We start from the raw sequence: 25913 nt of genomic DNA, 5'->3' as shown, positions 1-25913 counted from the left end.
TCCACTGGAGCAAGCCGAAAGGCAAACCGAAAGGTTGAGGATATTCAGGAGCTGGATGAGGCGAAAGTTTCACGTCCAGTTCTGAAGCGGAGGTGCCCTGGGTAATACCAGGCATCGACCGTAACAGGGGAGTTTGAGGGGGCGAAATTCCCCATCCCTGCGACGGGTGGGGATGGATAGCCCCTTGGCCGTAGGCCACGCTAAGCGAACAAAAACTTTTAGCGATGGGTTGACGATGTACCACAAAATATATATAATGGTACATATGTCGATAAATGAGGTCAAAGCAATAAGACATCAAGCAGTCAAGGTCAGGATCTATCCAACTCAAGAACAAGTTCATATACTTGCTCAGCACTTTGGCTGTGCCCGCTGGTGGTGGAATTATGCATTGAATCAGTGCATAGAAACCTACAAAGAAACCGGTAAAGGGTTGTCTCGCGCTGCCCTCAATGCTATGTTGCCAAAACTCAAAAAAGATAAAGAAACTGAATGGCTAAAAGATTGCTACTCTCAGGTGTTGCAAGCTGTGAGTCTAAATCTTAGCCGTGCATATCAAAATTTTTTTGAGGGTAGAGCAAAATATCCTAGATTCAAGTCATATCATCATCGCCAATCAATCCAATATCCACAGCGCGTATGCCGCGTAGGAGATTGCCTTAAGTTTCCTGGAAAACTGGGAACTGTCAAGGCAATAATACACCGACCATTAGATGGAGAAATCAAGACTGTTACCGTCAGCAGGACTCCGTCTGGGAAATACTATGCTTCTGTGCTGATGGAGTATGAATCAGAGGACAGGCAGCCTTCCACAGAAGGAAAGGTTATCGGGATTGATTTGGGCATCAAAGATTTTGCGATCACCTACGACGGCGAAAAGACCTCTAAATTTGGTAATCCCAAGCATCTAGCTAAATACGAAAAAAAATTAGCCAAAAAGCAACGTATCGCTGCTCGAAAGAAGAAGAGCAGTAACGGGCGAAAAAAAGCCAGAAAAATTGTAGCTAAAGTATACGAACGGATTGGAAATGTCCGCCAAGACTACCTGCATAAGCTATCCAGAAAAATAGTTGATCAGAATCAAGTAGTGGTAGTCGAAAACCTAAATGTCAAGGGCATGGTTCGTAACCATAAACTAGCTAAAGCAATATCTGACCTGGGTTGGGGAATCTTTGTCAATTTCCTTTCTTATAAGTGTGAAAAAGAAGGAAAGGTATTGGTTGAGATAAACCGGTGGTTCCCCAGCTCTAAAACCTGCTCTAATTGTCATTATCAAATCAAGGAGTTACCGCTTGATGTAAGGGCTTGGACTTGTCCAAGTTGTGGAACTCATCACGACAGAGATGGTAATGCGGCAAATAATATCAGAGCAGAAGGTATCAGAATGCTATCCTCCTCTGGGACGGGGGAGGTTAACGCCAGTGGAGAAGAAGTAAGACCAAGACGTGGACGTCCGTCCAAGTTGAGGCATTCTTCCGTGAAGCTGGAAGCCCCAACCTCTACATTCGCGTAGCGTGGCCATAGGCCAAGTAGGTTGGGGTAGTTCACAATATTCGAATTAAATGTTGATTAACATAATTGAATGCCTATTGATTTTCGCAACACCAATAGCCTCTGGGCTTCCATCCTGGTAGAAACCCTACAGCGCTTGGGATTGACCACAGCAATCATCTGTCCAGGGTCACGCTCAACCCCTCTAACTGTTGCGTTTGCTCAACACCCACAGATTGAGGCGATTCCAGTTCTGGATGAACGTTCAGCCAGCTTTTTCGCCTTAGGCATTGCTCGACAATCGGGCAAACCAGTTGTCCTGGTTTGTACCTCTGGCACGGCTGGGGCTAATTTCTATCCCGCTGTGATTGAAGCTAGAGAAAGCCGAGTACCACTATTGGTATTGACTGCTGACCGTCCCCCAGAACTCCAAGATTGTCATTCCGGACAAACCATTGACCAAATCAAATTATACGGCAACTATCCCAACTGGCAAAGTAACCTAGCGGTACCTCAAGCTGATATCAGTATGCTCCGTTATCTACGGCAAACCGTAGTTCATGCTTGGGAGCGAGCCTCCTTTGGCAGCACTCCGCTAACACATTTTCCTACCCCTGGTCCAGTACACCTAAATCTACCCTTTCGTGACCCCCTCCCACCTATTCCCGACACAACCACTAACCCATTAAAATCCCAATTACAACCAGAAGAATTCTTTGCTCACTGTCAGCAGCAAGCTGTAACTGACAACCTGCAAGCTGTAACTGACAACCTGCAACCTGCAACCGCGAAAGTCATACAACAGTGGCAAGAATCCCAGCAAGGAATAATTATCGCTGGTCCAGCTCAACCCCAAAATCCCAAAGACTATTGTAATGCGATCGCATCCTTGTCCAAAACCTTAAGATGGCCTGTACTAGCAGAAGGGCTCTCACCGGTAAGAAACTATTGCGACCTCAACCCCAATCTAATTTCCACCTATGACTTGATCCTGCGTAATCCACGATTAGCGCAACAGCTAAAACCCACAATGGTTATTCACATTGGTGAACTACCGATTAGCAAAGAACTGCGTGCTTGGTTGGATAAATGTCAACCGCGACGTTGGGTGATTGACCCTAGCCACCACAACCTCGACCCCCTCCATGGCAAAACAACTCATCTGCGGATGAGTGTAGAACAACTGGGGATATGGGTAAAGGAGTTGAAAGTTAACCAGTTGAAGGTTGACAAGTTGACGGTTGACAGGTTGACGGTTGACAGGTTGACGGTTGAAGGTTCACCATCGTTGACGGTTGACAGGTTGAAGGTTGAAAGGTTGAAGGTTGACGATTCTAACCTGCAACCTGATAACCTCCAACCTGATAACCTGCAACCTGATAACCTGCAACCTGATAACCTGCAACCTGATAACCTCCAACCTGATAACCTGCAACCTGATAACCTGCAACCTGATAACCTGCAACCTGATAACCTGCAACCTGATAACCTGCAACCTGATAACCTGCAACCTGATAACCTGCAACCTGATAACCTGCAACCTGATAACCTGCAACCTGATAACCTGCAACCTGATAACCTGCAACCTTACCTGCAAAAGTGGTGTGAGGCTGAAGCGAAGGTCAGGGCAAAGGTTGACCAAACAATGACTAAAATGAGTCAGTTGTTTGAAGGGAAAGCGGCTTGGTTACTGTCCCAATGTCTACCACCAAAAACACCTCTATTTATTGCTAACAGCATGCCAGTCAGAGATGTGGAGTTCTTTTGGAAACCTGGTAACAGGAGGATTCGACCTTGGTTTAATCGAGGCGCTAATGGGATTGATGGTACCTTATCAACAGCTTTAGGTATTGCTCATCGTAATCAAAGTAGTGTGATGCTAACGGGTGACTTAGCATTTTTGCATGACAGCAATGGTTTCCTAATTAAAAACAAGTTTGTTGGTCATTTAACCATTATATTAATTAATAACAATGGTGGTGGCATTTTCGAGATGTTGCCCATTGCCAAATTTGACCCACCCTTTGAAGAATTCTTTGCCACACCCCAAGATGTCAATTTTTCACAGTTGTGTCTGACTTATGGAGTAGAGCACCAGCTGATTGAATCATGGCAGCAGCTCAAGCAAGGTTTAAACCCACTTCCTAGCCAAGGCATTAGAGTGTTAGAATTGCCTACTGACCGTAGAAAAGATGCTAGTTGGCGTCAAAATATTTTAAGTCTAATGACTACTGATTTTTTCATTAGTAACTAACATGAACCAGGCGATTTCTACCGGCAGTTTTTGCCTTATATAGTGCTTTATCAGCCTCGTAAAATAAATTATCTGGGGATGATTTTACTGAGGGAATCGTACTGGCACCCCCCAGGCTGACGGTAACAATGTCACTCACCAGAGAACCAGAATGAGGGATCGCCTTTTTGTAGAGTTTAGTTTCAATTGTCTCTGCTACCTGAATAGCGCCTTGTATATCAGTACTCGGCAAAATTACCACAAATTCCTCACCCCCATAGCGAGCCACCAGATCCCCTGGACGCTTTGCTGCTTCACCAAGGATTTGAGCAACTTGTTTAAGACACTCATCTCCTGATTGGTGTCCATAAGTGTCATTGTAACGCTTAAAAAAATCAATGTCACACAATACTAAAGACAAGGGGTTTTCTTCCCGTGCCAGTCGATACCATTCGTTGTTAAAATATTTGTCAAAGGCTCGGCGGTTGGCAACTTGGGTTAAGCCATCGATAGTAGCGAGGCGTTCCAACTCTTTATTGGCGATTTTTAACTGTATCATTGTCCAACTTGATTCAATCAAACGACGTACTCTTCGTCGCAAAACTGGCCAGTGAATTGGCTTAGTTATATAATCCGTCGCACCGGCTTCAAACGCTCGTTCTACAGATTGCTCATCATAGAGTGCTGTAATCATTAGTATAGGAGGACATTCGGAACCAAAGTTATCCTTCAATTTAGCACAGCAGGTAAACCCATCAAGTATGGGCATTCTGGCATCTAACAGCACAATGTCTGGCAATTTTTGCTCACAGATATTCAGACATTGCTCACCGTTGCTAGCTTCAATGACTTTATATCCTTCCTTTGTCAAGCTACGACGTAGCACCAAGCGTAGGATCTTCTCATCATCAACCACGAGAACCTGAGGAGTTTTATTATTAAAGTTATTCAAGTCAGTATTATCCATTATTGCTGCTTGAGTCAGTAATGTATTTCTTATCGATAGCTCTTGGTTATCTTGGCTAGAAATTAATTGAAATTTTGATCGGTAATATCTGTTTAATCTAACCTAAGAGGATTAAATCTTCTAAAGATTAGTCAACAATCAAGTCGTAACCCCTGAAACTGTTATAGCCGAATCCTTGACCTAAAAAGGATTTCGCCTTATTCAAGATAAACAGGATTTACGCACAGACTCTACCTGTAGGGTGGGCAAAACATTGCCCACCCTACAGGTAGATTAAAATTGAGGTATTTGCGTAAGTCCTAATAAATTAATGTAGACCGACGGACTTGGAAACACTCCTGCATCCAGTGGTAATGCCAGTGGTGAGATAAGTTAACCTATTCAACAACAGTCAATTTGCCCCAGGCATTGCTATTCCTAGTAAAATGAGAGAAACAGCTATCCTGGAAGCCCTATTGTCAAGTACCCACTGAACTAATGGCACTTTCCTCGATCATTCGGACACTAGAGCAGTCCCCTCTCACCAGTGAACTACTCACGAAACTCAATCGCCAACAGTCTCTATCTCTGAATGGTATTCCCCGTTTGCCAAAGGGATTAGTAGCATCAGCCCTGGCCAAGGCAGACCAACGTCTGCTATTCGTAGTCTGTAGCACCCTAGAAGAAGCAAGTCGCTGGGCAACCCAACTGGAAGCCATGGGTTGGGATACAGTCCACTTATACCCCACCTCAGAAGCATCCCCCTATGAACCCTTTGACCCAGAGTCGGAAATGACCTGGGGACAAATGCAAGTATTGGCAGATTTGGTCGAAAGGTTGAAGGTTGACAGGTTGCCAGTTGAAAGTTCGGACTTACAACCTTCATTGGTTCAACGTTCAACTCATGGGATGGCTATTGTTGCCACTCAAGCAGCACTCCAACCCCACTTGCCCCCTGTCGATGCCTTTAAGCCCTACTGCCTTACCCTTAACCAGGGCATGACTTGGGATGGCAAAAACCTTGATCAAAAGTTGGCACAGCTGGGTTATGAACGGGTTCCCCTAGTGGAAACAGAAGGTCAGTGGAGTCGGCGGGGTGATATTGTAGATGTTTTCCCGGTAGCCTTAGAATTGCCAGTGCGACTGGAATGGTTCGGGGATGAGTTAGAGCAGTTGCGGGAGTTTGACCCCGCAACCCAGCGTTCCCTGGATAAAATTGACGGCATCGTGCTGACCCCCACGGATTTTGGTCACATTATTAGCCAAGTGCTGAGAACCTCAAAGGCTGAACTAATCCAATCTTATCTCTCACCTCAGGAGCAAGAATCTTTCGAGGAAGGTCAGTCTTTAGAGGGTAGCCGCCGTTTCTTGGGTATTGCCTTTGACCAGCCAGCCTCTCTACTAGATTACCTGCCAGAAAATACTTTAATTGTCATTGATGAACCAGAACAGTGTGCTGCCCATTGCGATCGCTGGGTGGAACATGCCGAAGAACAATTAGAGGAACTGAATCATTCCCTGCCCTGTCTCCATCGTTATTTTGATCATGCTCTAGAGTTGAAGGTTAACCAGTTTCAGGTTGAAGGTTCACCACCGTTGAATGTTAACCAGTTTCAGGTTGAAGGTTCACCACCGTTGAAGGTTAACCAGTTTCAGGTTGAAGGTTCACCACCGTTGAAGGTTAACCAGTTTCAGGTTGAAGGTTCACCACCGTTGAAGGTTAACCAGTTTCAGGTTGAAGGTTCGAACCTTGGCCAAAAGGCCACGTTACGCGAACAATCTAATCACCTTCAACCAGCCAACCTTGGCCAAAAGGCCACGCTACGCGAACAACCTACTAACCTTCCACCAGCCAACCTTGGCCAAAAGGCCACGCTACGCGAACAACCTACTAACCTTCCACCAATCCTGTATTTATCAGAATTGGTGGAAGAAACTACCCAAAATGCCGTTAATCTGGCTAGCCGCTCTGTACCAGTAACACCCCACCAGTTTGCCAAACTAGCAGAAGTACTCCGAGAGCAGAGCGATCGCCGTTTCTCTATTTGGCTGGTTTCTGCCCAACCTAGTCGTTCCGTTGCCCTGCTCCAAGAACATGATTGTCCTGCCCAGTTTGTCCCCAACCCTCGGGATTACCCAGCTATTGAAAAATTAAATATCCAGAGGACAGCGGTAGCGGTCAAGTATTCGGGCTTAGCCGAACTAGAGGGATTTATCCTCCCTACTTACCGCATCGTGGTTGTGACTGACCGGGAGTTCTTTGGGCAGCATACCTTGGCAACTCCCAGTTATATCCGTAAGCGCCGCCGTGCTGCCTCCCAACAGGTTGACCCCAATAAGCTACGTCCAGGGGATTATGTGGTTCACAAGAATCATGGGATCGGTCAGTTCCTCAAGCTGGAAAAATTAAGCATAAATAATGAAACTCGTGAGTATTTGGTGATCAAGTACGCTGATGGTTTGCTCCGGGTGGCAGCGGATCAGTTGGGAGTACTATCTCGGTTTCGACATACAGGTACGGGTTTGCCTCAACTCCACAAGATGTCTGGTAAAACCTGGGAGAAAACCAAAAATCGTGTCCGTAAAAGTATTAAGAAAGTAGCGGTGGATTTGCTGAAGCTCTATGCCCAGCGAGCACAGCAGTCTGGTTATTGCTTTCCAGCGGATTCCCCTTGGCAGCAGGAATTAGAAGATTCTTTCCCCTACCAACCTACTCCTGACCAACTCAAGGCGATACAGGATGTGAAACGGGATTTAGAGAGCGATCGCCCTATGGATCGCTTAGTTTGTGGGGATGTGGGGTTTGGTAAAACAGAAGTGGCAATTCGGGCTATTTTTAAAGCTGTGACCTCTAACAAGCAAGTAGCTTTCCTTGCCCCAACCACTATCCTTACTCAGCAGCATTATCATACCATCAAAGAACGGTTTTCTCCCTACCCCATCAATGTCGGTCTACTCAACCGCTTTCGTAGCCCCCAGGAAAAGCGTGATATTCTTCAACGCCTTAAAACTGGGGAGTTAGATGTGGTGGTAGGTACCCATCAGTTGCTAGGGAAAAGTGTAACGTTTCGAGAGTTAGGGCTGCTGGTGATAGATGAAGAACAGCGGTTTGGTGTCAACCAGAAGGAAAAAATTAAATCTTTCAAAACTCAGGTAGATGTATTGACCCTCAGCGCTACTCCCATTCCCCGTACCCTCTATATGTCCTTATCGGGGGTACGAGAAATGAGTTTAATTACTACACCACCACCCTTACGGCGTCCCATTAAAACCCACTTATCTCCCTATAAACCAGAAGCTGTCCGCACCGCCATTCGTATGGAACTTGACCGAGGCGGTCAGGTATTCTATGTCGTACCTCGCGTTGAAGGGATTGAAGAAGTTGCTGCGGAACTCAGGGAAATGATCCTTGAGGCCAGAATCGCCATTGCTCACGGTCAGCTCGACCCAGCAGAATTAGAGTCAATTATGCTCACCTTTAGCAACGGTGAGGCAGATATCCTAGTGTGTACTACGATTATTGAATCTGGGCTAGATATTCCTAGAGTCAACACCATTGTGATCGAAGATGCTCACAAATTTGGTCTTGCCCAACTCTACCAATTGCGAGGACGAGTAGGTCGGGCGGGGATTCAAGCCCACGCTTGGTTACTTTATCCTAACCAGAAGGTACTCTCAGAAGCAGCCAAGAAACGCTTACGAGCAATTCAGGAGTTCACTCAACTCGGGTCAGGTTATCTGTTAGCAACCCGGGATATGGAAATTCGAGGGGTGGGGAATCTCCTAGGTGTAGAACAATCCGGTCAGATGGAAGCCATTGGCTTTGACCTCTACATGGAAATGCTGCAAGAAGCGATTAAGGAAATTCAAGGGCAAGAAATTCCCCAAGTAGATGATACTCAGATTGACCTTCAGATTACAGCCTTTATTCCCGCTGACTATATTCCAGATATAGACCAAAAAATCAGTGCTTATCGAGGAGTAGCTGCAGCAGCCTCCCAAAAGGAGTTAGCACAGATCGCAGCAGATTGGAGCGATCGCTATGGTCCAATTCCCTCCGTGGCAGAGCAATTACTGCGGGTGATGGAGCTAAAACAGTTAGGGAAGTCTTTGGGATTTTCCCGAATTCGACCTGAGGGTAAACAACACATTCTCCTAGAAACACCCATGGAGGAACCAGCCTGGAAGTTACTGCAAGAGAACCTGCCCCAACATTTGCGATCGCGTTTTGTCTATTCTCCTGGTAAAGTTACGGTTCGTGGTTTAGGTCTGCTCAAGACGAATAAACAGCTAGAGAGCCTGATTGACTGGTTAGGCAAGATGCAAGGCGCACTGCCAGAACCGACTGTGGTTGGGTTACCCCAATCCCCAATCCCTAATTCCTAATCCCACACTCCCTAATCAGTAATTGGTAACTGGGGAGTGTGGGGAGATGGGGAGATGGGGAGATGGGGGAGGTTTTTATTAAGGGTAATTATCCTGATACCGAGTTGCATTCAAAGATAGTAGATCCGGAGATGGGGAGATGGGAAGATTGGGGGAAGAGAAAGTTGTACGTTTGAGCGCAACTTGGTATGAGATCATATAAGATGATGGCTGTTGAGTGTTCACCAGCAAAAGTCAACAATCAACCAATTAGTTTTATCAAAAATTCATAGTTTGATTGGTCTTTCTTCTTTAAAACTTTACCAAACCTTTGTTGTGTATTTTTGTCCTTGAAATCAGGTAAGCTGTGATGGTCAGCTCATAGAATTTAGTATAAATTGTAACTGAAAATAAGCAGTTAACCTATTTTCATTGAAGTTGGTAAAAGCGTCGGTAAAAACCAGTATATTAGTCCTATCGAGTCCAATATCTTGGCTTACTTTGAGCAAGAAAAAAAGAAGTCGTCGGGCACGCGCCCCGCGTCGGTAATGTCGAATCGCAATTAAAATTTCCAGCTTTCTCAAATCACAGAAGAAATAACAGGATTATTGAGAATATAGGCAGTTTGTTAACATTAATTAAAATTAAATTATAATTATAATACCATCTTTAAACCTTTATCTGTAGTTTTTGATACAAATTTAGATGAGCTTACCCAGGGTAATGTCAGCTTTTTAAGAGTGGAAAACCCTGGCCAAAAGGCCACGCGTGCGCGTTCAAGAAGCTTATTTATTATGGCTTTGAGCTGAAAGCTGATTAAGAATGGCTGATAACACCTCAAGTAGCGTGGCTTTTAGCCAAGTCTGAATGCTGAAGTCTTAGCTCATCAGTTAAGTGGTAACACTTGAGCTCCTGTGCAGTTGTTTTGGTAGTGTCATAAGATGTTGGCTGTTGAGTGTTCACCAGCAACAGCCAACAGTCAACCAATTAGTTTTATCAAAATTTCATAGTTTGATTGGTCTTTCTTCTTTTAACCTTTACCAAACTTTTCCATTGTATTTTTATGCTTGAAATAAGGTAATATATCAGCTTTTTAAGAATGGAAAACCCTGGCCAAAAGGCCACGCGTGCGCGTTCAAGAAGCTTATTTATTATGGCTTTGAGCTGAAAGCTGATTAAGAATGGCTGATAGCTGAATGCTGAATGATGAAAGCTTACCTAATAAGTTAAGTGGTAACAATTGAGCTCATGTCCGGTTGTTTTGGTAGTGTTTATAGTTGTTATTTGTGGTAATAGGTAATAACTCGGGAGTAATCCCAATTACCTATTACTAATTACACAAGCTTTACAATACCTAGGCGACCGGACATGCTATGAATTATAGCTATATAAATTTTTATAAATTACCGCCAATATGGCAATACAGCTCAATAGTAATCGTGTTTGATTACTTGATGTCTACCTACTTAATTAGAACTCTGCAAAAGCCATTCCACAGGTGCGACCCGTGGCGAATTTAATTCGCCAAGGTCAAGGGCACCTATAGGAATGCCTTAGCTGAGGACTTTATTGATTAAATTTAGAGATGTATAGCCATGTTCAGAACTAACAAGCAAAGTACCAATCCATCCCTCTCACAGGTAGCTGATCTCAATACCAGTCTAACTCCGCGTGATCCACTGCCCAACAAACGTGTTGATTTACTAAAACCTGTGCGCCGATGGCTGGATCAAATAGAAATTACAGATCAAACCCTAGCTAGATTCCTCTCCAAAATTATTCCTGGTCAATGTCCCTTTGAGCGGGATTTAAAACTTTTCGGTCACTTAGTACTACACATCCCTCCCCTATGTAAGCTCAACCCTCTCTACGAGCAATTAGCTAGCCTACGTTTTCGGGCTCTGTGTTACCTAGTGGATCAGTGTGGAGAGGATATTGAATTTTACGCTTGAGAGGGGTATACCTTCTCTGTTTCGGCTAAGCAAATACACAAAGTTGATTACACATTTCACAAAACTCAAAGGCTTACAATGTCAGGGTTACAGAGATTGGGACTAGGTAATTAATTCTGCTATCGGTGCTTAGTAGTTAGTACTCAAAACGTAAGCATTCAACCTAGCGCATAAGCTAATCGCTGATAGCGATAGGCTGAATGCTTACCTCAAAACTACTAACTACTAATAACTAATCACAGGAGACGAAAGCTAATCGCCTTGATTTCTAGTTAAGGTGATTAGTCGCCACCCATCTTTGGTGCTAATCGCAGTTTGTGCAATAAGCTTACTCAGCTGTAGCCAGTTCTGTGCTGCCACGAACGCGACGACGGGTCAGGGTGTTGTATAGCATTATACCAATGGCTTTAATCAGATTACCCTCTAGTTCCTGGAACATCTTCATATTCATGCCAAACGCAGCATTAGCTTCTTCCACAATCCGATCCGCTGTGGCATCATCAATGGGTAGCTCATCCATGGCTTGCCGATACGTGGCTTTGAATCCCTTCTCATCAGAGATTTGCTTGAATTCATAAAAAGCAGTACCTTGCCCATCTGATAAATTCATCCCCCGCTGGGCAATCTTTTTGAGAATCTGTCCACCAGATAAGTCCCCTAAATAGCGGGTGTAGGAGTGAGCAACCAATAGTTCTGGTTCCTTCTCAGAGATATCTTTAATTCTTTGGACATACTCTTTAGTGGCCACTGAGGGTACTACTTGCTGTTGCCAGTTAGAACCGAAGTAATAGCATAGGTCTTGCTCTAGGCTCTTTTTCCGATCAAGCTCTTGGAAGTAGATTTTTGAAACAATGGGGTGTTCCCGATGGCGCTCCATCTCTTCTTCCATCGTGGAATAGACGAAGTAAAGGTTGGATACTAATTTCCGGTAGGAGGTTTTTTCAACGGTTCCTTTCAAAAAGCACTTGACAAAACCCACATTCTCTGCCATGGTATGGGATTTTTTTGTCCCCTCACGTAACTTGGTGGCTAAATTGGTACTCATTCTTTATTTTTGTTCCTAAAGTTGACGGTATTTGTATTACTACTTACAGACAAGCGAATATCTTTCCAAATTATTAGAGTAAACTGATTTAATGAAAAATTTTGTTAAGAATTCTTACGTCAAGCCGAGATTCTATCTCCCCCACGGTCAGAGAGCAAGTTCATAGATCCTGAAACTGATCAGTTTAGCAACGGTTTGATCAGTACACAGAGGGGGGAAGGGAGAAGTTGTATGCTAGATTCAAAGGCTCAACTGTCGCAACCATCCAAAAAACTCTAGAAACTAGCAAGACACCAGGATTATTTAAGTAAAAATACTTAGGCAGTCGTCAGCCATCAGCTCTCAGCCATCAGCCATCAGCCATCAGCTGAGAGCTCAGAGCTCTCAGCGATTGGGCTGTGGCCACGCTACTTGAGGTGTTTATGCGCTACGGGCACGCTGTCTTGATCCAAAAGCGAGTGGTTTTGGGTCTACAGACCCAAAACCACGGCAGTTGCTCATGGGGGGAACCCCCGCAGGTCGGCACTGTCTCCCCAAGACCGTAATGGTGCGCTTGACCCGTAATTAAATTCGCCACGGGTCGCACCTCTGCCTCCCCAAGACCGTAATGGTGCGTTTTCCGTAGGCGAATTAAATTCGCCACGGGTCGCACCTCTGCCTCCCCTTTGGCTGACTGCATCGCTACTTGAGGTGCTTTGAATAAAATAAGCTGACGCCTGACTGCTGACTGCTGTTCGCGTAGCGTGCGCGTAGCGCATATGCTTACAAGCAGTCTTGTGAAAGGGGGTGCGACAAGGCGTAAGGGAACCTCGCCAAGGGAACGGGCACCAAGAGAGTGGAAATTTGTTTCACCATGGTGAGGCTGCCAATGCCTTGGCAGTTTAATCAGATTTTTTCTAGCCCCGAATTCCCAGAGAGTCTATTCCTTGAATTGACGCAACACACTAAACGCCTGAGAACGCCACCCTTCTGGCAATAGGGACAACACCAAAGCAACCCAAGCTTTTGAGGGGGAGCAAGCTTTTCCTGACCAAACTAATTCACGTCCGGTTGATGTTTGTCCAATTTCAATCAGCCGCAATCCTAGTAGTAGCTTAGTTTCCGTCAGGCGCGATCGCCTAACTGTCTCCAACATTTCTGACTCAAAGTTATAACTTTCTAGATAATGCAGTTTATCCTTTAAATACGGAATTGCTCGACTAATCCCTTGCTGTTGGGCATGGAATCGATATTCCATTAATAATTCGGGTAAATAATAGGCTTTCTTTCCCGCAATAGCCAGCCGAACAAATAAATCATTATCTTCACAATTTTGGATATTATGACGCATAAATTCCAAGTCTTTAAACGCCTGCATTCGAAATAATGTAGCGCCAATTTGAAAGCTCTGCTGAATAAAAACAACCTCAATTAAATTATCAACAATACCTTCGATTAAATTAGTTCTTCCCCACCTCTGAGAGTTGAATTTTGTAGCTGATTCATCCCTAGTATTATTAATATTAATTACCCAATGATCTGTCCCAACAAAATCAAGACTATGGTCTAGCTCTAAAATAGCCGTTGTTTTGGATAAAAATTCAGGTGTCAGCCGGTCATCATCATCAAATTTAATAAAATATTCCCCCAATGCGGCATCAAATCCAGAGCGCATATTATTACTTTTGCCAATATTTTTGGGGTGACGGATGTAGTTAATTCGGCTATCCTGATACTGGGACATTAACTCAGGAGTGTCATCAGTTGAACCATCATCACAGACAATTAATTCCCAGTCTTGATACGTTTGTTTAATAACACTGTCAATCGCATAAGGAAGTAAATTCACGCGATTGAATGTAGGAATACACACACTCACCTTGGGGACTCGTTGAATCATTGTATTGTTATAGATGAAACTATCAAGCCACTCAATTCATTGGTTCTTTGACATTAAATTATCCTCTTGGATACCTGATATCAAGTCCGGTTACAACGAACTAGATATGACTTATAGCAATGTCTTGATGCAGTCGCTCATGGGGAGGGGCTGTGTGCGGAACCTGCGTCCGCACCTTGTAAGCCCCGTGGGAACCCCCAAGACCGCGCTGCATCGCTTTCTTACCTAACCTGAAGATATGATGAAAATTCTCATGCTATCTGCCACCTTTCCTTATCCCCCCACTAGGGGAGGAACTCAGGTTCGGACATTTAATTTACTAAAACATCTTAAGTTAAGTCATGATATCACCATGATTACTCAACGTTCAGAAGATGTCACGGATCAGGAAGTGGAAAAACTAGGGAAATGGGTAGATGAATTGGTGGTTTTCCCCCAACCAAAGCCTTGTGATCCCTCAGGAGGAATCTGGGGCAAAGTAAAGCGATTTAGTAATTTTTTACGCCAAGGCATCCCCCCCAGTGTGCTACATCTCTACTCCCCGGACATTCAGCAATGGGTGGATGAAGCTGTGGCGGCTGGAAGGTTTGACATTATTACCTGTGAACATAGTGTAAATGAAATATATGTACGACCGGAATGGCGACAGCAGCTGGGAACGGTGGTGAATATTCACAGTTCTGTGTATGGTACGTTCCGTAACCAGTTGGAAACAGGAACCTCGGAAAATCAGCTCAGAGACCAGTTAAATTTACCCCTGTTGCGCCGCTATGAGGAACGATACTGTGCCAAATTTACTGGCCTTGTGGTCACAACACCGGAGGATAAAAGCCAGATAGCTGTCTACAAGCCATCGGTTAATATTGTGGTGATTCCCAATGGTGTAGATTTGACTCAATTTCCCCAACGCACTGCTGACCCAGGGGGACATCGCATAGTGTTTATTGGAGCTATGGATAACCGAGCCAACATTGATGCTGTAAGCTTTTTCAGCTTGGAGGTATTTCCAGCCATTAAAGAACGCTATCGAGATGCTAAGCTGGACCTGGTAGGAGCAAGACCAGTCCCTGCGGTGTGGTCGTTGGCAGAATTGTCGGGAATTACGGTCACCGGTCGTGTGCCATCAATGGTAGAGTATCTCCATCAAGCAACTATCTGTGTGGTACCGATGCGGACTGGCTTTGGCATTAAAAACAAGACCCTGGAAGCAATGGCGGCTGGGGTACCTGTAGTGGGAAGCGATCGCGGTTTGGAGGGACTGGCGGTTGATGGTGCCAATACACCCCTGCGAGCATTGCGGGCAAATCATGTTAATGAGTATCTTAGTGCCATCACTCGTTTGTTTGAAGACCCACAGCTGCGAGCAAAGTTGTCTCAAAACGCGCGTTCATTGATCGAGAATGAATACACCTGGGATCGGGCTGGTCAATGCTACGAACAAGCCTTAACTCAGTCAGTGGTTAGGGGTTAGTGAAATCTGTTCATGTGACATACTCCCACACTGAATCGAAGATTACAGTGTGGGCTTCTTACCAACTCCAGCCATCACTATCGGCTTTCGCCGACGCGGGGCGCGTTCGGATACTCGGTAAGCTTTATTAACGACACGGGATGCCCCTCCGCACCGGAACAATACAATGAGTTCTATTTTTTAGGCACGTAAGTGGCTGACAAACCAGCATTTTCGGCTTTGTTTATCAGTACATATATTATAGCAATTTTATAATACCCTGTGCAAAATTCATCCCACACCTAATGCGTAGCATAGGTGTGGGGCTTCTTTTGCCGGACAGCTAAAACCTCCGAGAGTAGGGAAACTCCGTATAGCAGTCGCCAGGGCAGTTAGGACATGACAAAAGTCTCAAACCCTTTGTAAGCGCAAGAGTTTGACTTCTGACAAATGACTTCTGACTTTTGACTTCTGCTATAACGGTGGCAAACCCCTATAAATCACTGTGACTGGAAGTCATAGAGAGATTAGGATACCTGGTGTTTGGTAAATCGGGAAATTTGAATTTTTAACTATATTTTCTAGAGGAAAATTCACAATTAGTATAAATGTATTGGAATGAAGATATAATACATTTATACTGTCCGATTTTTTCGGTAGTGTTATTTGTCGTTGTTTTTTGGGTTTTGGGTAATAGGTAATCGGGAATTACTCTGCAGTAATCAGAATTATCAAAAACCCCAACCTTGGCAATATCGATTATCACGTATTTTATACAATAAGAAGTTGGAGTAAATTAAAATTACGAAATGTTAATAAAAGTTTAGATTTTTTTCAAAAAGTATAAATAAATTAATCCTTAACTCATGTAAAAAGTGAGATATAGCAGAAGTCAGAAGTCACAAGTCATTTGTCAGAAGTCAAACTCTTGCGCTTACAAAGGGTTTGAGACTTTTGTCATGTCCTAACTGCCCTGTCTTGATGCAGTCGCTCATGGGGGAAACCACGGCAGTCGCTCATGGGGGGGACCACGGCAGTCGCTCATGGGGGGAACCCCCAAGACCGCGCTGCCTCCCCAAGACCGCGCTGCCTCCCCAAGACCGCGCTGCATCGCTGGCGACTGCTATAAGCATGAATTATTGCCTGTCCTTTCCTTGTGGTCACTTATTGCTCAAAGTAGTAACGTCCTATGAAGATTCTAATGATCTCCACAACCTTTCCCTATCCGCCAACGCGGGGGGCAACTCAGGTCAGGACGTTTAATTTACTCAAGTACCTGAGTAAGCGTCATGCTATAACCTTGGTTACTCAACGTTCTGAGGAGATCAAGGACATCGAGGTAGAAAAATTGCAGCAGTGGGTGGAAGAACTGGTGATGTTTCCCCAACCGCAGCCATCAGAACAAGAGAAAGGCATAAAGGAGAAATTACAGCGCTGGAGTACCATTTTGCAACAGGGAACCCCCCAGAAAGTACTCCAACTCTACTCAACTCCAATGCAGCAATGGCTGGATCAGGCTGTAGAGGGGGGACAATTTGACCTGATTACCTGTGAACACAGTACCAATGAGATTTATGTGCGACCAGAGTGGCGGGAGCAGCTGCGAACTGTGGTGAATATTCATCATTCTGTATACCGGAAATCTCTGGACAAGCTGGAAACCAAAACATCAGACAATCAGCTGAAAGACCAGTTGAATTTGCCCCTATTACGTCGCTATGAAGAGCAATATTGTGCTAAGTTTACAGACATTGTAGTCACAACAGCAGAAGATAGACGGCAAATAGAATCATTTGAGCTAGACAGTAAAATTACATTGATTTCTAATGGGGTTGATGTTAATACATTTCCCCGGCGCATCTCTGATCCTGGTGGACACAGATTAGTATTTACTGGGGCGATGGATAACCCACTAAACATCAAAGCAGCTCGTTATTTTAGCCTAGACGTGTTCCCAGCAATTACAGAGCGCTATGCTGATACCAAGCTAGAATTAGTCGGACCCAAACCGGTGCAGGCGGTGCTAGAGTTAGAAGATATACCAGGGATTAGTGTAACTGGCACGGTGCCTTCTTTAGTAGACCACCTTCATAAGGCAACCATATTTGTGGTGCCAATGCAAAGTGGATTTGGCGTAAAAAATAAAACTCTGGAAGCGATGGCAGCAGGAGTACCGGTCGTGGGAAGCGATCGCGGTTTGGAGGGCTTGATAGTTGATGGCGGGGATGTCCCTTTGCGGGCATTGCGAGCAAATGATACAACAGAATATGTTTATGGCATTAGTCGGTTATTTGAAGACCGCCAGCTCCGTAAGCAACTGTCGGAAAATGGGCGAGCGTATATTGAACAGAAATATACTTGGGAACGTGCTGGTGAGCTGTATGAGCAGGTAATCACAGATTGAAGGGTTTAGGGTGCACTTGTTTTAGATTGAGCAAGGGGGAATGACAAAGACATGGAAAATTAGCCTTTAAGTCCAAAAATCTGTACTATTTGGCTAATTACTATCTATCTATTGCCCCCAAGATTTTTTTCAAACTAGGAAAAAACTGGAAAGATAAACCATTAAAACATCAGTGCAAAAGTCTAGTAGAGGTGGTTGGTTAACAACCTTGGGCGCGATCGCTGCCTTAATCACCACTAGCGGTATCATTGCCGGTAGTATCTGGGTGGCGGTTATGTTAATAATTGATCCTGATTCGATTGTATGGATCAATCACATTTTGCCGAGTTGGGCTCGTATCCCCCAGATTGTTCCCTCATCTGCCAAGACATTTGCCCAAATTCAAGGGGAGATTCGTGAAAATGGACTAACGGCGAGCACACCCCTTGCCCTTCACTCTGAGTTGCTGCTACCGATTTTGGCATCACCACCATCATGCCAAAGTAATTGTGACCAGATCGTGGAACTCAGAGTCTATCAGCCCCTTGAACAAAGCAACAGCGAACAGCAGTATTATCAGCTAGTTAGTCAGCTGCCTATCACTGCCCCGGTCGAATATTTTGTGCTGTCTACCCAAGTGAACACAGGATCGGATGATGCTAGTGTCTCCCGTTCACTACCTTTAACCAAACTCGATCGTTTCGATGAACAAGCTCTAGAGGAAGGGTTTTGGTTCAACCTCTCGGGTAACGTGGTCTCAGAAAATACACCAGAGAGCTATGGACAAATTATTCACTACAATCCAGACCAGACACACCTGAGTATGATGTTGGAGTGGACAAGCCCTAATGAAGGTCCTCCCTATTGGCAGGAAGTGACCGGTGGTGCTAGTCCAGAATTAGTGGTTAATCATACTGTAGGCTTGGAACCCCAGTTCAAGGTTTACCAAATTCAACCTCGGTCTTTTGTTCCCAACCCGATTTATCTAGAGGAAATTTCCCTGACCCAAACAGCGATAGATACTAAACTCTATCGCAATGGTTTAAGCCTAGCCCGTCATGGTTTGTGGTCTGATGCTTGGCAATGGTTGAACCAACAGAAACCAAAACACTGGTCAGCAGAGGCTCAAGCCCAAATGGATTTGGTTAAACTGCACGCTCAGGTCACCGAGTCTCAGGCAAATCAAATTTGGGCAAGTGCCAGTGCCGCTATCTTTGCCTATCTCCTGGATGGTCGCTGGGGGGAGGCAAAAACAGTGTTTCAGACGGCAGTGGATGGTGCTCAGTTGGGGGATATTATCACCATGCTAAAGAGCGATTCTGGGGGATTGTGGCAGCGGGTGGAAGCAGCACTAGAGGTCAATCCTGATGACAGCAATGTACAAGCTTGGGGAGGGTTGATTTTGGCAGCCCAGGAAGACCCTCAAAAAGCGATCGCATGGGTGAAGGAATTACCCCAAACTAATCCCCAGGTTTACCAACTCCTCAACCATATGGAAAATGCCTTAAACCCAGTTCCAGCTATTGTCAGGCACTTCAGTCAACTGGTTGGCAATTCAGAAATAATTCAAACTGTCAACGCAACGGATTGGTTGCAACCGGAAGATGGACATGGGGGAATAGGAGAACAGCACTGCCAAAGGCAACAGGAAAGTACTGAATTGGTTTCTGTAGCAGAGGAAGAGAGTATAGCAGTTTCACCCCTGTCCCCTTGTCCATCTGTCTCCGTCACTCTACAAAAAAACCCCGAGGAAGTTTGGTATCAAGTACAGGTAAAAGCATTTCACGATGGTCAGGGTTGGCGGTGGATGCCCTTTTCTGATTTACGGCTGCCCACTTTGACCAAGGGAAAGCGATTGTGGCGATATTTGGGCTTAGACGTTGACCCCCAGATTCGGATTAGCCTTTGGAGTGAGAATGGTATCCAGCAATCAACTACAGCTACGGTCAAGGGGGTTTCCTACCAGGAAGGGATGATTAAGCTGTTGGCAGCAGGTGGGAAATTCCCTAGTGAAGCCCTAGCTGTTGATGGCTCTAATCAGCACCTGCTAGCACACACCGATACGGGACTGCGCTGGTTAGACCCAAGTGCGATCACTTTGTCAGCACTCTACCACCTTAACCCCGAGTCGGTGTCAGCCATGCTGCCAGTACTCTGGCAGGAGTTAATCAACAGTGGTCAGTTCTCGCCAGGACCGCTTCCTAGTTTACCAATGATGCTTCAGGAGATTGGGCATTGGTCAGTTAGACCGATCGAGCTGACTGGCAACAACCAGCCAGAAGCGGTCATAACCTTATATCAAGAAATATCAGTTACCTCAGAATCTACCGACGTTGGTCTCTCGGATAGTAATAATGACGGGATAGATACAGATAGGGCAACTACTATCTACAAACCCCGCACCATGATTTTTTCTGACACAGGAGCTTTACTCTACAGCGAATTTTCCCAAGATTCCAGCACTTCCATGACTGCGATCGCGGATTTAGGGGATGGCGGTCCTGCGGCTATAGTCATTGATGAACCGAATAACTATAGCTTTAAGCGTTGGTCACCCAAGCATCAGCGTTTTGAATAATAAAATTGGCGTTGCGTCAGTCAAGTAATGAATAGCAGTAGAGTTGGCATCCTGCCCGCTCTACCAGATCTCGAACGGGCAAGATGCCCATTCTACAGGTGCGACCCAAGGGCCCGAGCAATCCCTCGCGCCCTTGGAGGCGCGCACCTACTCTTATAGCAGAAGTCAGAAGTCAGAAGTCAGAAGTCAGAAGTCAAACTCTTGCGCTTACTTAGGTTTGAGACTTTTGTCATGTCCTAACTGCCCTGGCGACTGCTATAAAATCATTCTATTATTCAGGAACGCCAAAAAAATAGCCGTAGAAATACTATCCACGGCTATGTCAATCACATATGTCAGAAATTTCCTAAACCCAAGGCCAAGGGGGGGAAACCCCCCCAGAAAGTTAAGGTGTTATGGCAATAACCAATACTTGGTCATAGTAGTAATTACTTCTCCTGGAATATCGGTCGGTTCTAGAGGGGTCCACTCCGCGATTTCGGCATAGCCTAGGGAATAAAACATTTGCATACTATAAATTACTGATTCACGAGTACCTTTGAGAGTGTGCTGAGTCGGTTGTTTCTTGAAATTGCGAGTAAATTTTTCTGACATTGTGAAAAAAATCAACTTGGATTTACAATGATTATTATAATAATTATATATTTAATTTGTCAAGGTTTTTTAAAAGTTTTTTTGGGAAGTTTTAGGGTTTGTATAAAAAAGCTATTGCATAGGCTTGACAAAGCATAATCTAACGTTAATTGTAGACAAATATTAACTTATTTTACTTAATTTTTAGTTAATATTTTGAGCAATAATATGGCTAAAATGTGATAATATTAATTATATTAACCAACAATAGCAATCATTTTACCTGGTTTTTATCACCCGAGCTACCGTTAATGATTGTCGGGGTTTACTGGGAATTTCAAGAGTTAGTTAAGTGGCCAATATTTCCGACAGACCTTCCCATGGCTTTATTGAAGATGATTTGGGATAGGTTCGAGTCGTCGAATTTGTGGCTCTTAACCCTCTTTTCGATTAGTTCACCAGAATTTACTTAGTTCCTTCAGATGTCTAATGACTTACGACAGTACCCTAAAATATTTAGTTGAACAATATCCTCAAGCCTTTACCCGTTGGTTGTTTAACCAAGAACCAGCAGAGGATATCGAAATTCTAAACACCGAATTAAGCACAGAACCAATTCGGGCAGATGCCTTGTTTTTTGTGCGAGTTGCTGATGCTATCTTGCATCTTGAATTTCAAACCTTACCCCAATCTGAACCTCCGTTACCCCTGCGGATGCTGGATTATTGGGTAAGGTTATATCGTCAGTATCGCTGTGATATTGAACAGGTAATAATTTTTCTCAAACCAACCCGATTAGCCGGAGTATTTGTGAATCAATTTACCGAGAGGAACCTATCCTTCCGCTACCGGGTGATTCGGATTTGGGAATGTGATCCACAACCGTTACTAACAACACCGGGGTTACTACCCTTGGCAGTATTAGCACAAGCGGAAGTGCCAGAAAACCTGCTATCCCAAGTAGCAGCCAGAATCGATATGATTGAAGATAGACAACAGCAGCGTAATTTATCTGCTTGCGTGCAACTGTTGGCTGGGGTGAAATTTGATGAACAGTTAATTCAAGCCTATTTTCGGGAGGATATGATGCAAGAGTCAGTCGTTTATCAACGAATTATTCGCCAAGGATTAGAACAGGGATTAGAGCAAGGATTAGAACAGGGATTAGAACAAGGATTAAAACAAGGATTAAAACAAGGAAAGCGCAATGAGCTGAATTTAATTAAGCGTCTACTTAACCGTCGCCTAGGTGAAATCAATCCCCAAGTACAAAATCAAATTGAGGAATTATCCTTTGAACAGTTGGAGGATTTAGGAGAAGCGTTGTTAGATTTTGAAACGGAAGTGGATTTGACCAATTGGTTGAACCAGTTATAGCGCTACGCGCAAGGGCAAGAGGCAAGAGGCAAGAGGCAAAGGTGCGCTTTCCAATGGGCGAGTAAATCGCCCTTGGGTCGCACCTAAAAGTTTACTAAAAAATAGGTGCGCTCTTACCATTAAGAATTTCATTCGCTACGGGTCGCACCTTTTTCAGCTTGTATCAATGTCTTAACTTTAATGGGTAGTGCTATAACAAATAAGTAACATCCAGTTAGGTGTTGCATTCAAAAGCCATGCTATCAAGACCTGATCGAGTGGCTTCTGAACCTCTCCCTTGAGTATTTGAATATAAACCTTGAGTATCTGGACCTTGTGGACGAGTATCTGAACTTCGACCGTGAGTATTTGAATACCGTGGTTGAGTCTCAGAGCCTCGTGAACGAATATCAGAGTCTCAACGTTGAGTATTTGAGTCTCGTGGTCGAGTATTTGAATATCGTGGACGAGTCTCAGAGTCTCGTGGTTGAGTATTTGAATATCGTGGTCGAGTATTTGAATATCGTGGACGAGTCTGAGAGTCTCAACGTTGAGTATTTGAGTCTCGTGGTTGAGCCTCAGAGCCTCGTGAACAAACCTCTTCCCTGCTCCCTACTGAGATGGAATAGAGCTGCGGGCAGGATGCCCACTCTACTGAGATGGAATAGAGCTGCGGGCAGGATGCCCACTCTACTGAGATGGAATAGACGGGCGGGCAGGATGCCGACTCTACTGATATTGAATAGAGCTGCGGGCAGGATGCCGACTCTACTGATATTGAATAGACGGGCGGGCAGGATGCCGACTCTACTGAGATGGAATAGAGCTGCGGGCAGGATGCCCACTCTACTGAGATGGAATAGACGGGCGGGCAGGATGCCCACTCTACTGATATTGATCACACGGGCGGGCAGGATGCCGACTCTACTGAGATGGAATAGAGCTGCGGGCAGGATGCCGACTCTACTGAGATGGAATAGAGCTGCGGGCAGGATGCCCACTCTACTGAATATGGAATAGAGCTGTGGGCAGGATGCCGACTCTACTGATATGGAATAGACGGGCGGGCAGGATGCCCACTCTACTTCTAACTTCTGACTTCTAACTTCAGACTTCTGACTTCTTAGAAATGCTATAATCTATGAGGTTTTATATGAAGATTGATAAATCCAGGGTGCTTTAAATAAGTCTATTTTTTGAATAACTATTGTAGAGCAGTTGATGGCAATGGCTGACAATACATTTCATGCCCAACTCGACTTTCTATTTCAGGTACTACAAGCAACCGCAGACAGTAATGGTGATGAGCAGGTAGTTTACCCATTACTGGCAAAAAATACAGACAAAATTAATGATATTTTAAAAAAATTTCGGGTTTTGGTAACAACTAGGCTGGCGGAAGCGAAAGCAGATGAACCGGAATATATAGCCGTAGATATTTTTAAATTCAGCACACTAATACTACAATTTACCTTGGGTGACAAAGCCAGCAATATGGAAATTGGAATCACTGGCTATGAAGTCGCACTAACTGTTTTCACTCGCGAGGCTTGGCCCCAAGATTGGGCTTTGACTCAATACAATCTCGGTAATGCTTACTTTTACAGAATCACAGGTCAGAAAGAACAAAACCTAGAAGAAGCTATCGCTTGCTACCAATTGGCAAAAGACGTTTATACCCGTGAAGCTTTTCCTGAAAAATGGGCAATGACTCAAAACAATCTCGGTGAAGCTTACCGTAACAGAATCACAGGGGATAAAGCACAAAACCTAGAAGAAGCGATCGCTTGTTACCAATTGGTAAAAGACGTTTATACCCGTGAAGCTTTTCCTGAAAAATGGGCAATGACTCAAACCAATCTCGGTAATGCTTACTCTAAAAGAATCACAGGTCAGAAGGCACAAAACCAAGAACAGGCCATCGCTTGCTACCAATTGGCTTTAGAAGTTCGCACCCGTGAAGCTTTTCCTGAAAAATGGGCAATGACTCAAAACAGTCTCGGTAATGCTTACTCTAAAAGAATCACAGGTCAGAAGGCACAAAACCAAGAACAGGCCATCGCTTGCTACCAATTGGCTTTAGAAGTTCGCACCCGTGAAGCTTTTCCTGAAAAATGGGCAATGACTCAAAACAGTCTCGGTAATGCTTACTTAGAAAGAATCACAGGTCAGAAAGAACAAAACATAGAACGAGCGATCGTTTGCTACCAATTGGCTTTAGAAGTTCGCACCCGTCAAGCTTTTCCTGAAAAATGGGCAATGACGCAATATAATCTCGGTAATGCTTACTCAAACAGAATCACAGGTCAGAAGGCACAAAACCAAGAACAGGCCATCGCTTACTACCAATTGGCTTTAGAAGTTCGCACCCGTGAAGCTTTTCCTGTTTATTGGGCAATGACTCAACACAATCTCGGTAATGCTTACTCAAACAGAATCACAGGTCAAAAAGCACAAAACCTAGAACAGGCCATCGCTTACTACCAATTGGTTTTAGAAGTACACACCCGTGAAGCTTTTCCTGTTTATTGGGCAATGACTCAAAACAATCTCGGTAGTGCTTACTCTGACAGAATCACAGGTCAAAAAGCACAAAACCTAGAAGATGCGATCGCTTGCTACCAATCCGCTTTAGCCGTTCGCACCCGTGAAGCTTTTCCCTATGAATGGGCATCGACTCAATACAATCTCGGTCGTGCTTACCAAGATGCTCAAAAGTTCCCTGAAGCTTACAATGCTTTTGATAGTGTTATTAAAACTGTAGAATTCCTGCGAGATGAAATTATTTCTGGTTCTGGAGAAGAAGAATACAAGACTAAACTAGCTGAAAAGAACAACCGAAGCTACCGAGGCATGGTAGAAACTTGCCTAGACTTAACTAATATCACCGCAGCCATTGACTATGTGGAACGGAGCAAAACCCGCAATTTAGTGGAAAAGATTCTCAGCCGTGACCTGAAAACTATTTTTCCTGTAGATGTTGCTACTCAACTACAACAATACAGAGATGAAATAGCGGCAGGTCAGGAGCAAATCCAACAGGGTAAAGCTGACAATCCAAAAGTCCTAGCACAACATATCCAACAGTTGCGACAGCAGCGCAATGATTTACAAGACCACAATTTACCTATCGGTTCTAGGTTTAAGTTTGAGCAATTTCAGCAGAAGCTGGATCACAACACTGCTATTGTAGAGTTTTACATTACAGGGGATAAGCTGCTCACCTTCATCTTTAGCGGTCAAACTCAAAAACCTATAGTTTGGCAATCTGAACCACAAGACTTCAAAAAACTGGTAAATTGGACAAATAAGTATTTACGAGATTACAAAGCTTATAGAATCAATAAAGATAATTATAATTGGCAAAATGACCGGGAGCATGCCAATTTAGCAAATCCATGCCTCAAAGTAACGAGAAGACTAGGGTTTCAAAGCATAATTGAAAGTGTTATGCGCAAAAATGGGATGCTCCCAAATGACCTGAGTAACCGCCTACATGAGTTGGCTGATATTCTATCCATTGATCACATAATTCAGCAAATTCCCGAAAAATGCGATCGCTTAATTTTAATCCCCCATCGGTTTTTACATTTATTCCCCCTTCATGCCTTACCGATTACCAGTAAGCAGAGAGAAGGTAACCCTAAAATTCTGATGGATCG

Annotated in this window: 15 protein-coding genes; 9 read left to right on the top strand and 6 right to left on the bottom strand. The window is 44.4% G+C overall.

The features are described 5' to 3' along the window. Positions 1-244, bottom strand: a 244-nt coding sequence (locus F6K37_RS08585; RefSeq protein WP_287249528.1) for a hypothetical protein, incomplete at its 3' end; no start/stop codon positions are given. Between the two features lie 45 nt (positions 245-289). Between F6K37_RS08585 and F6K37_RS08580 the strand changes: the two genes are divergently transcribed. Both F6K37_RS08580 and menD read left to right on the top strand, forming a co-directional pair. Beyond that, positions 290-1513: an RNA-guided endonuclease InsQ/TnpB family protein gene (locus F6K37_RS08580; protein ID WP_044492296.1), complete on the top strand. Its 1224-nt coding sequence runs from the start codon at positions 290-292 to the stop codon at positions 1511-1513. Between the two features lie 69 nt (positions 1514-1582). Beyond that, on the top strand, positions 1583-3745 hold the full coding sequence (gene menD / locus F6K37_RS45430) for a 2-succinyl-5-enolpyruvyl-6-hydroxy-3-cyclohexene-1-carboxylic-acid synthase (protein WP_287249526.1): 2163 nt from the start codon (positions 1583-1585) through the stop codon (positions 3743-3745). Here the strand turns inward: menD and F6K37_RS08570 are convergent. After that, positions 3735-4691 (bottom strand): GGDEF domain-containing response regulator, encoded by a 957-nt coding sequence (locus F6K37_RS08570; RefSeq protein ID WP_008179817.1) that lies wholly within the window; start codon positions 4689-4691, stop codon positions 3735-3737. The two genes, menD and F6K37_RS08570, sit on opposite strands and share 11 nt — an antisense overlap. 477 nt (positions 4692-5168) lie before the next feature. Here F6K37_RS08570 and mfd point away from each other — a divergent pair, with 477 nt between their 5' ends. Both mfd and F6K37_RS08560 read left to right on the top strand, forming a co-directional pair. Further along, entirely contained in the window at positions 5169-9056 is a 3888-nt protein-coding gene (mfd, locus tag F6K37_RS08565) for a transcription-repair coupling factor (protein WP_287249523.1), read from the top strand. Between the two features lie 1574 nt (positions 9057-10630). Continuing rightward, the gene (locus F6K37_RS08560) at positions 10631-10987 is read left to right on the top strand and encodes a Mo-dependent nitrogenase C-terminal domain-containing protein (protein ID WP_008179812.1); all 357 of its coding nucleotides are present in this window, start codon (positions 10631-10633) and stop codon (positions 10985-10987) included. 328 nt (positions 10988-11315) lie between these two features. Here the strand turns inward: F6K37_RS08560 and F6K37_RS08555 are convergent, their stop codons facing one another. The 3 genes from F6K37_RS08555 to F6K37_RS08545 all read right to left on the bottom strand — a co-directional run bounded on the left by F6K37_RS08555 (position 11316) and on the right by F6K37_RS08545 (position 13911). After that, the gene (locus tag F6K37_RS08555; RefSeq protein WP_008179810.1) at positions 11316-12032 is read right to left on the bottom strand and encodes a biliverdin-producing heme oxygenase; all 717 of its coding nucleotides are present in this window, start codon (positions 12030-12032) and stop codon (positions 11316-11318) included. 427 nt (positions 12033-12459) lie between these two features. Then, positions 12460-12675, bottom strand: coding sequence for a hypothetical protein (locus F6K37_RS08550; protein ID WP_131827057.1), 216 nt, complete (start codon positions 12673-12675; stop codon positions 12460-12462). Between the two features lie 276 nt (positions 12676-12951). Beyond that, a complete protein-coding gene (locus tag F6K37_RS08545) occupies positions 12952-13911 on the bottom strand; it encodes a glycosyltransferase family 2 protein (protein ID WP_287249519.1) in 960 nt (319 codons plus the stop codon). A gap of 241 nt (positions 13912-14152) precedes the next feature. Here F6K37_RS08545 and F6K37_RS08540 point away from each other — a divergent pair, with 241 nt between their 5' ends. From F6K37_RS08540 to F6K37_RS08530, 3 genes are all read left to right on the top strand, one after another. Next, positions 14153-15382: a glycosyltransferase family 4 protein gene (locus F6K37_RS08540; RefSeq protein WP_287249530.1), complete on the top strand. Its 1230-nt coding sequence runs from the start codon at positions 14153-14155 to the stop codon at positions 15380-15382. A gap of 1168 nt (positions 15383-16550) precedes the next feature. Then, positions 16551-17765 carry a glycosyltransferase gene (locus F6K37_RS08535; protein WP_008179803.1) on the top strand — a complete coding sequence of 405 codons (1215 nt, stop codon included), beginning with the start codon at positions 16551-16553 and terminating at the stop codon, positions 17763-17765. Between the two features lie 172 nt (positions 17766-17937). Further along, entirely contained in the window at positions 17938-20322 is a 2385-nt protein-coding gene (locus F6K37_RS08530; RefSeq protein WP_287249516.1) for a tetratricopeptide repeat protein, read from the top strand. A gap of 393 nt (positions 20323-20715) precedes the next feature. Here F6K37_RS08530 and F6K37_RS08525 read toward each other — a convergent pair whose 3' ends face one another. Continuing rightward, on the bottom strand, positions 20716-20916 hold the full coding sequence (locus F6K37_RS08525) for a hypothetical protein (protein ID WP_008179798.1): 201 nt from the start codon (positions 20914-20916) through the stop codon (positions 20716-20718). Between the two features lie 468 nt (positions 20917-21384). Here F6K37_RS08525 and F6K37_RS08520 point away from each other — a divergent pair, with 468 nt between their 5' ends. Both F6K37_RS08520 and F6K37_RS08515 read left to right on the top strand, forming a co-directional pair. Then, positions 21385-22272, top strand: coding sequence for a DUF4351 domain-containing protein (locus F6K37_RS08520; protein ID WP_008179796.1), 888 nt, complete (start codon positions 21385-21387; stop codon positions 22270-22272). A 1200-nt stretch (positions 22273-23472) separates the two neighbouring features. Beyond that, positions 23473-25913: tetratricopeptide repeat protein (locus F6K37_RS08515; protein WP_287249512.1), on the top strand; the 2441-nt coding region annotated here is incomplete at its 3' end.

Origin of the sequence: Moorena sp. SIO4E2 (assembly GCF_010671945.1) — a bacterium.
Taxonomy (GTDB): Bacteria; Cyanobacteriota; Cyanobacteriia; order Cyanobacteriales; family Coleofasciculaceae; genus Moorena; species Moorena producens.
The sequence above is the reverse complement of the archived record's forward strand: the minus strand, read 5'-3'. Positions and strand labels throughout refer to the sequence as shown.

Excerpts from the sequence above, each read along its gene's own strand:
- menD (WP_287249526.1), top strand. The coding sequence starts at position 1,583 with ATGCCTATTGATTTTCGCAACACCAATAGCCTCTGGGCTTCCATCCTG.
- F6K37_RS08570 (WP_008179817.1), bottom strand. The coding sequence starts at position 4,691 with ATGGATAATACTGACTTGAATAACTTTAATAATAAAACTCCTCAGGTT.
- mfd (WP_287249523.1), top strand. The coding sequence starts at position 5,169 with ATGGCACTTTCCTCGATCATTCGGACACTAGAGCAGTCCCCTCTCACC.
- F6K37_RS08560 (WP_008179812.1), top strand. The coding sequence starts at position 10,631 with ATGTTCAGAACTAACAAGCAAAGTACCAATCCATCCCTCTCACAGGTA.
- F6K37_RS08555 (WP_008179810.1), bottom strand. The coding sequence starts at position 12,032 with ATGAGTACCAATTTAGCCACCAAGTTACGTGAGGGGACAAAAAAATCC.
- F6K37_RS08545 (WP_287249519.1), bottom strand. The coding sequence starts at position 13,911 with ATGATTCAACGAGTCCCCAAGGTGAGTGTGTGTATTCCTACATTCAAT.
- F6K37_RS08540 (WP_287249530.1), top strand. The coding sequence starts at position 14,153 with ATGAAAATTCTCATGCTATCTGCCACCTTTCCTTATCCCCCCACTAGG.
- F6K37_RS08535 (WP_008179803.1), top strand. The coding sequence starts at position 16,551 with ATGAAGATTCTAATGATCTCCACAACCTTTCCCTATCCGCCAACGCGG.
- F6K37_RS08525 (WP_008179798.1), bottom strand. The coding sequence starts at position 20,916 with ATGTCAGAAAAATTTACTCGCAATTTCAAGAAACAACCGACTCAGCAC.
- F6K37_RS08520 (WP_008179796.1), top strand. The coding sequence starts at position 21,385 with ATGACTTACGACAGTACCCTAAAATATTTAGTTGAACAATATCCTCAA.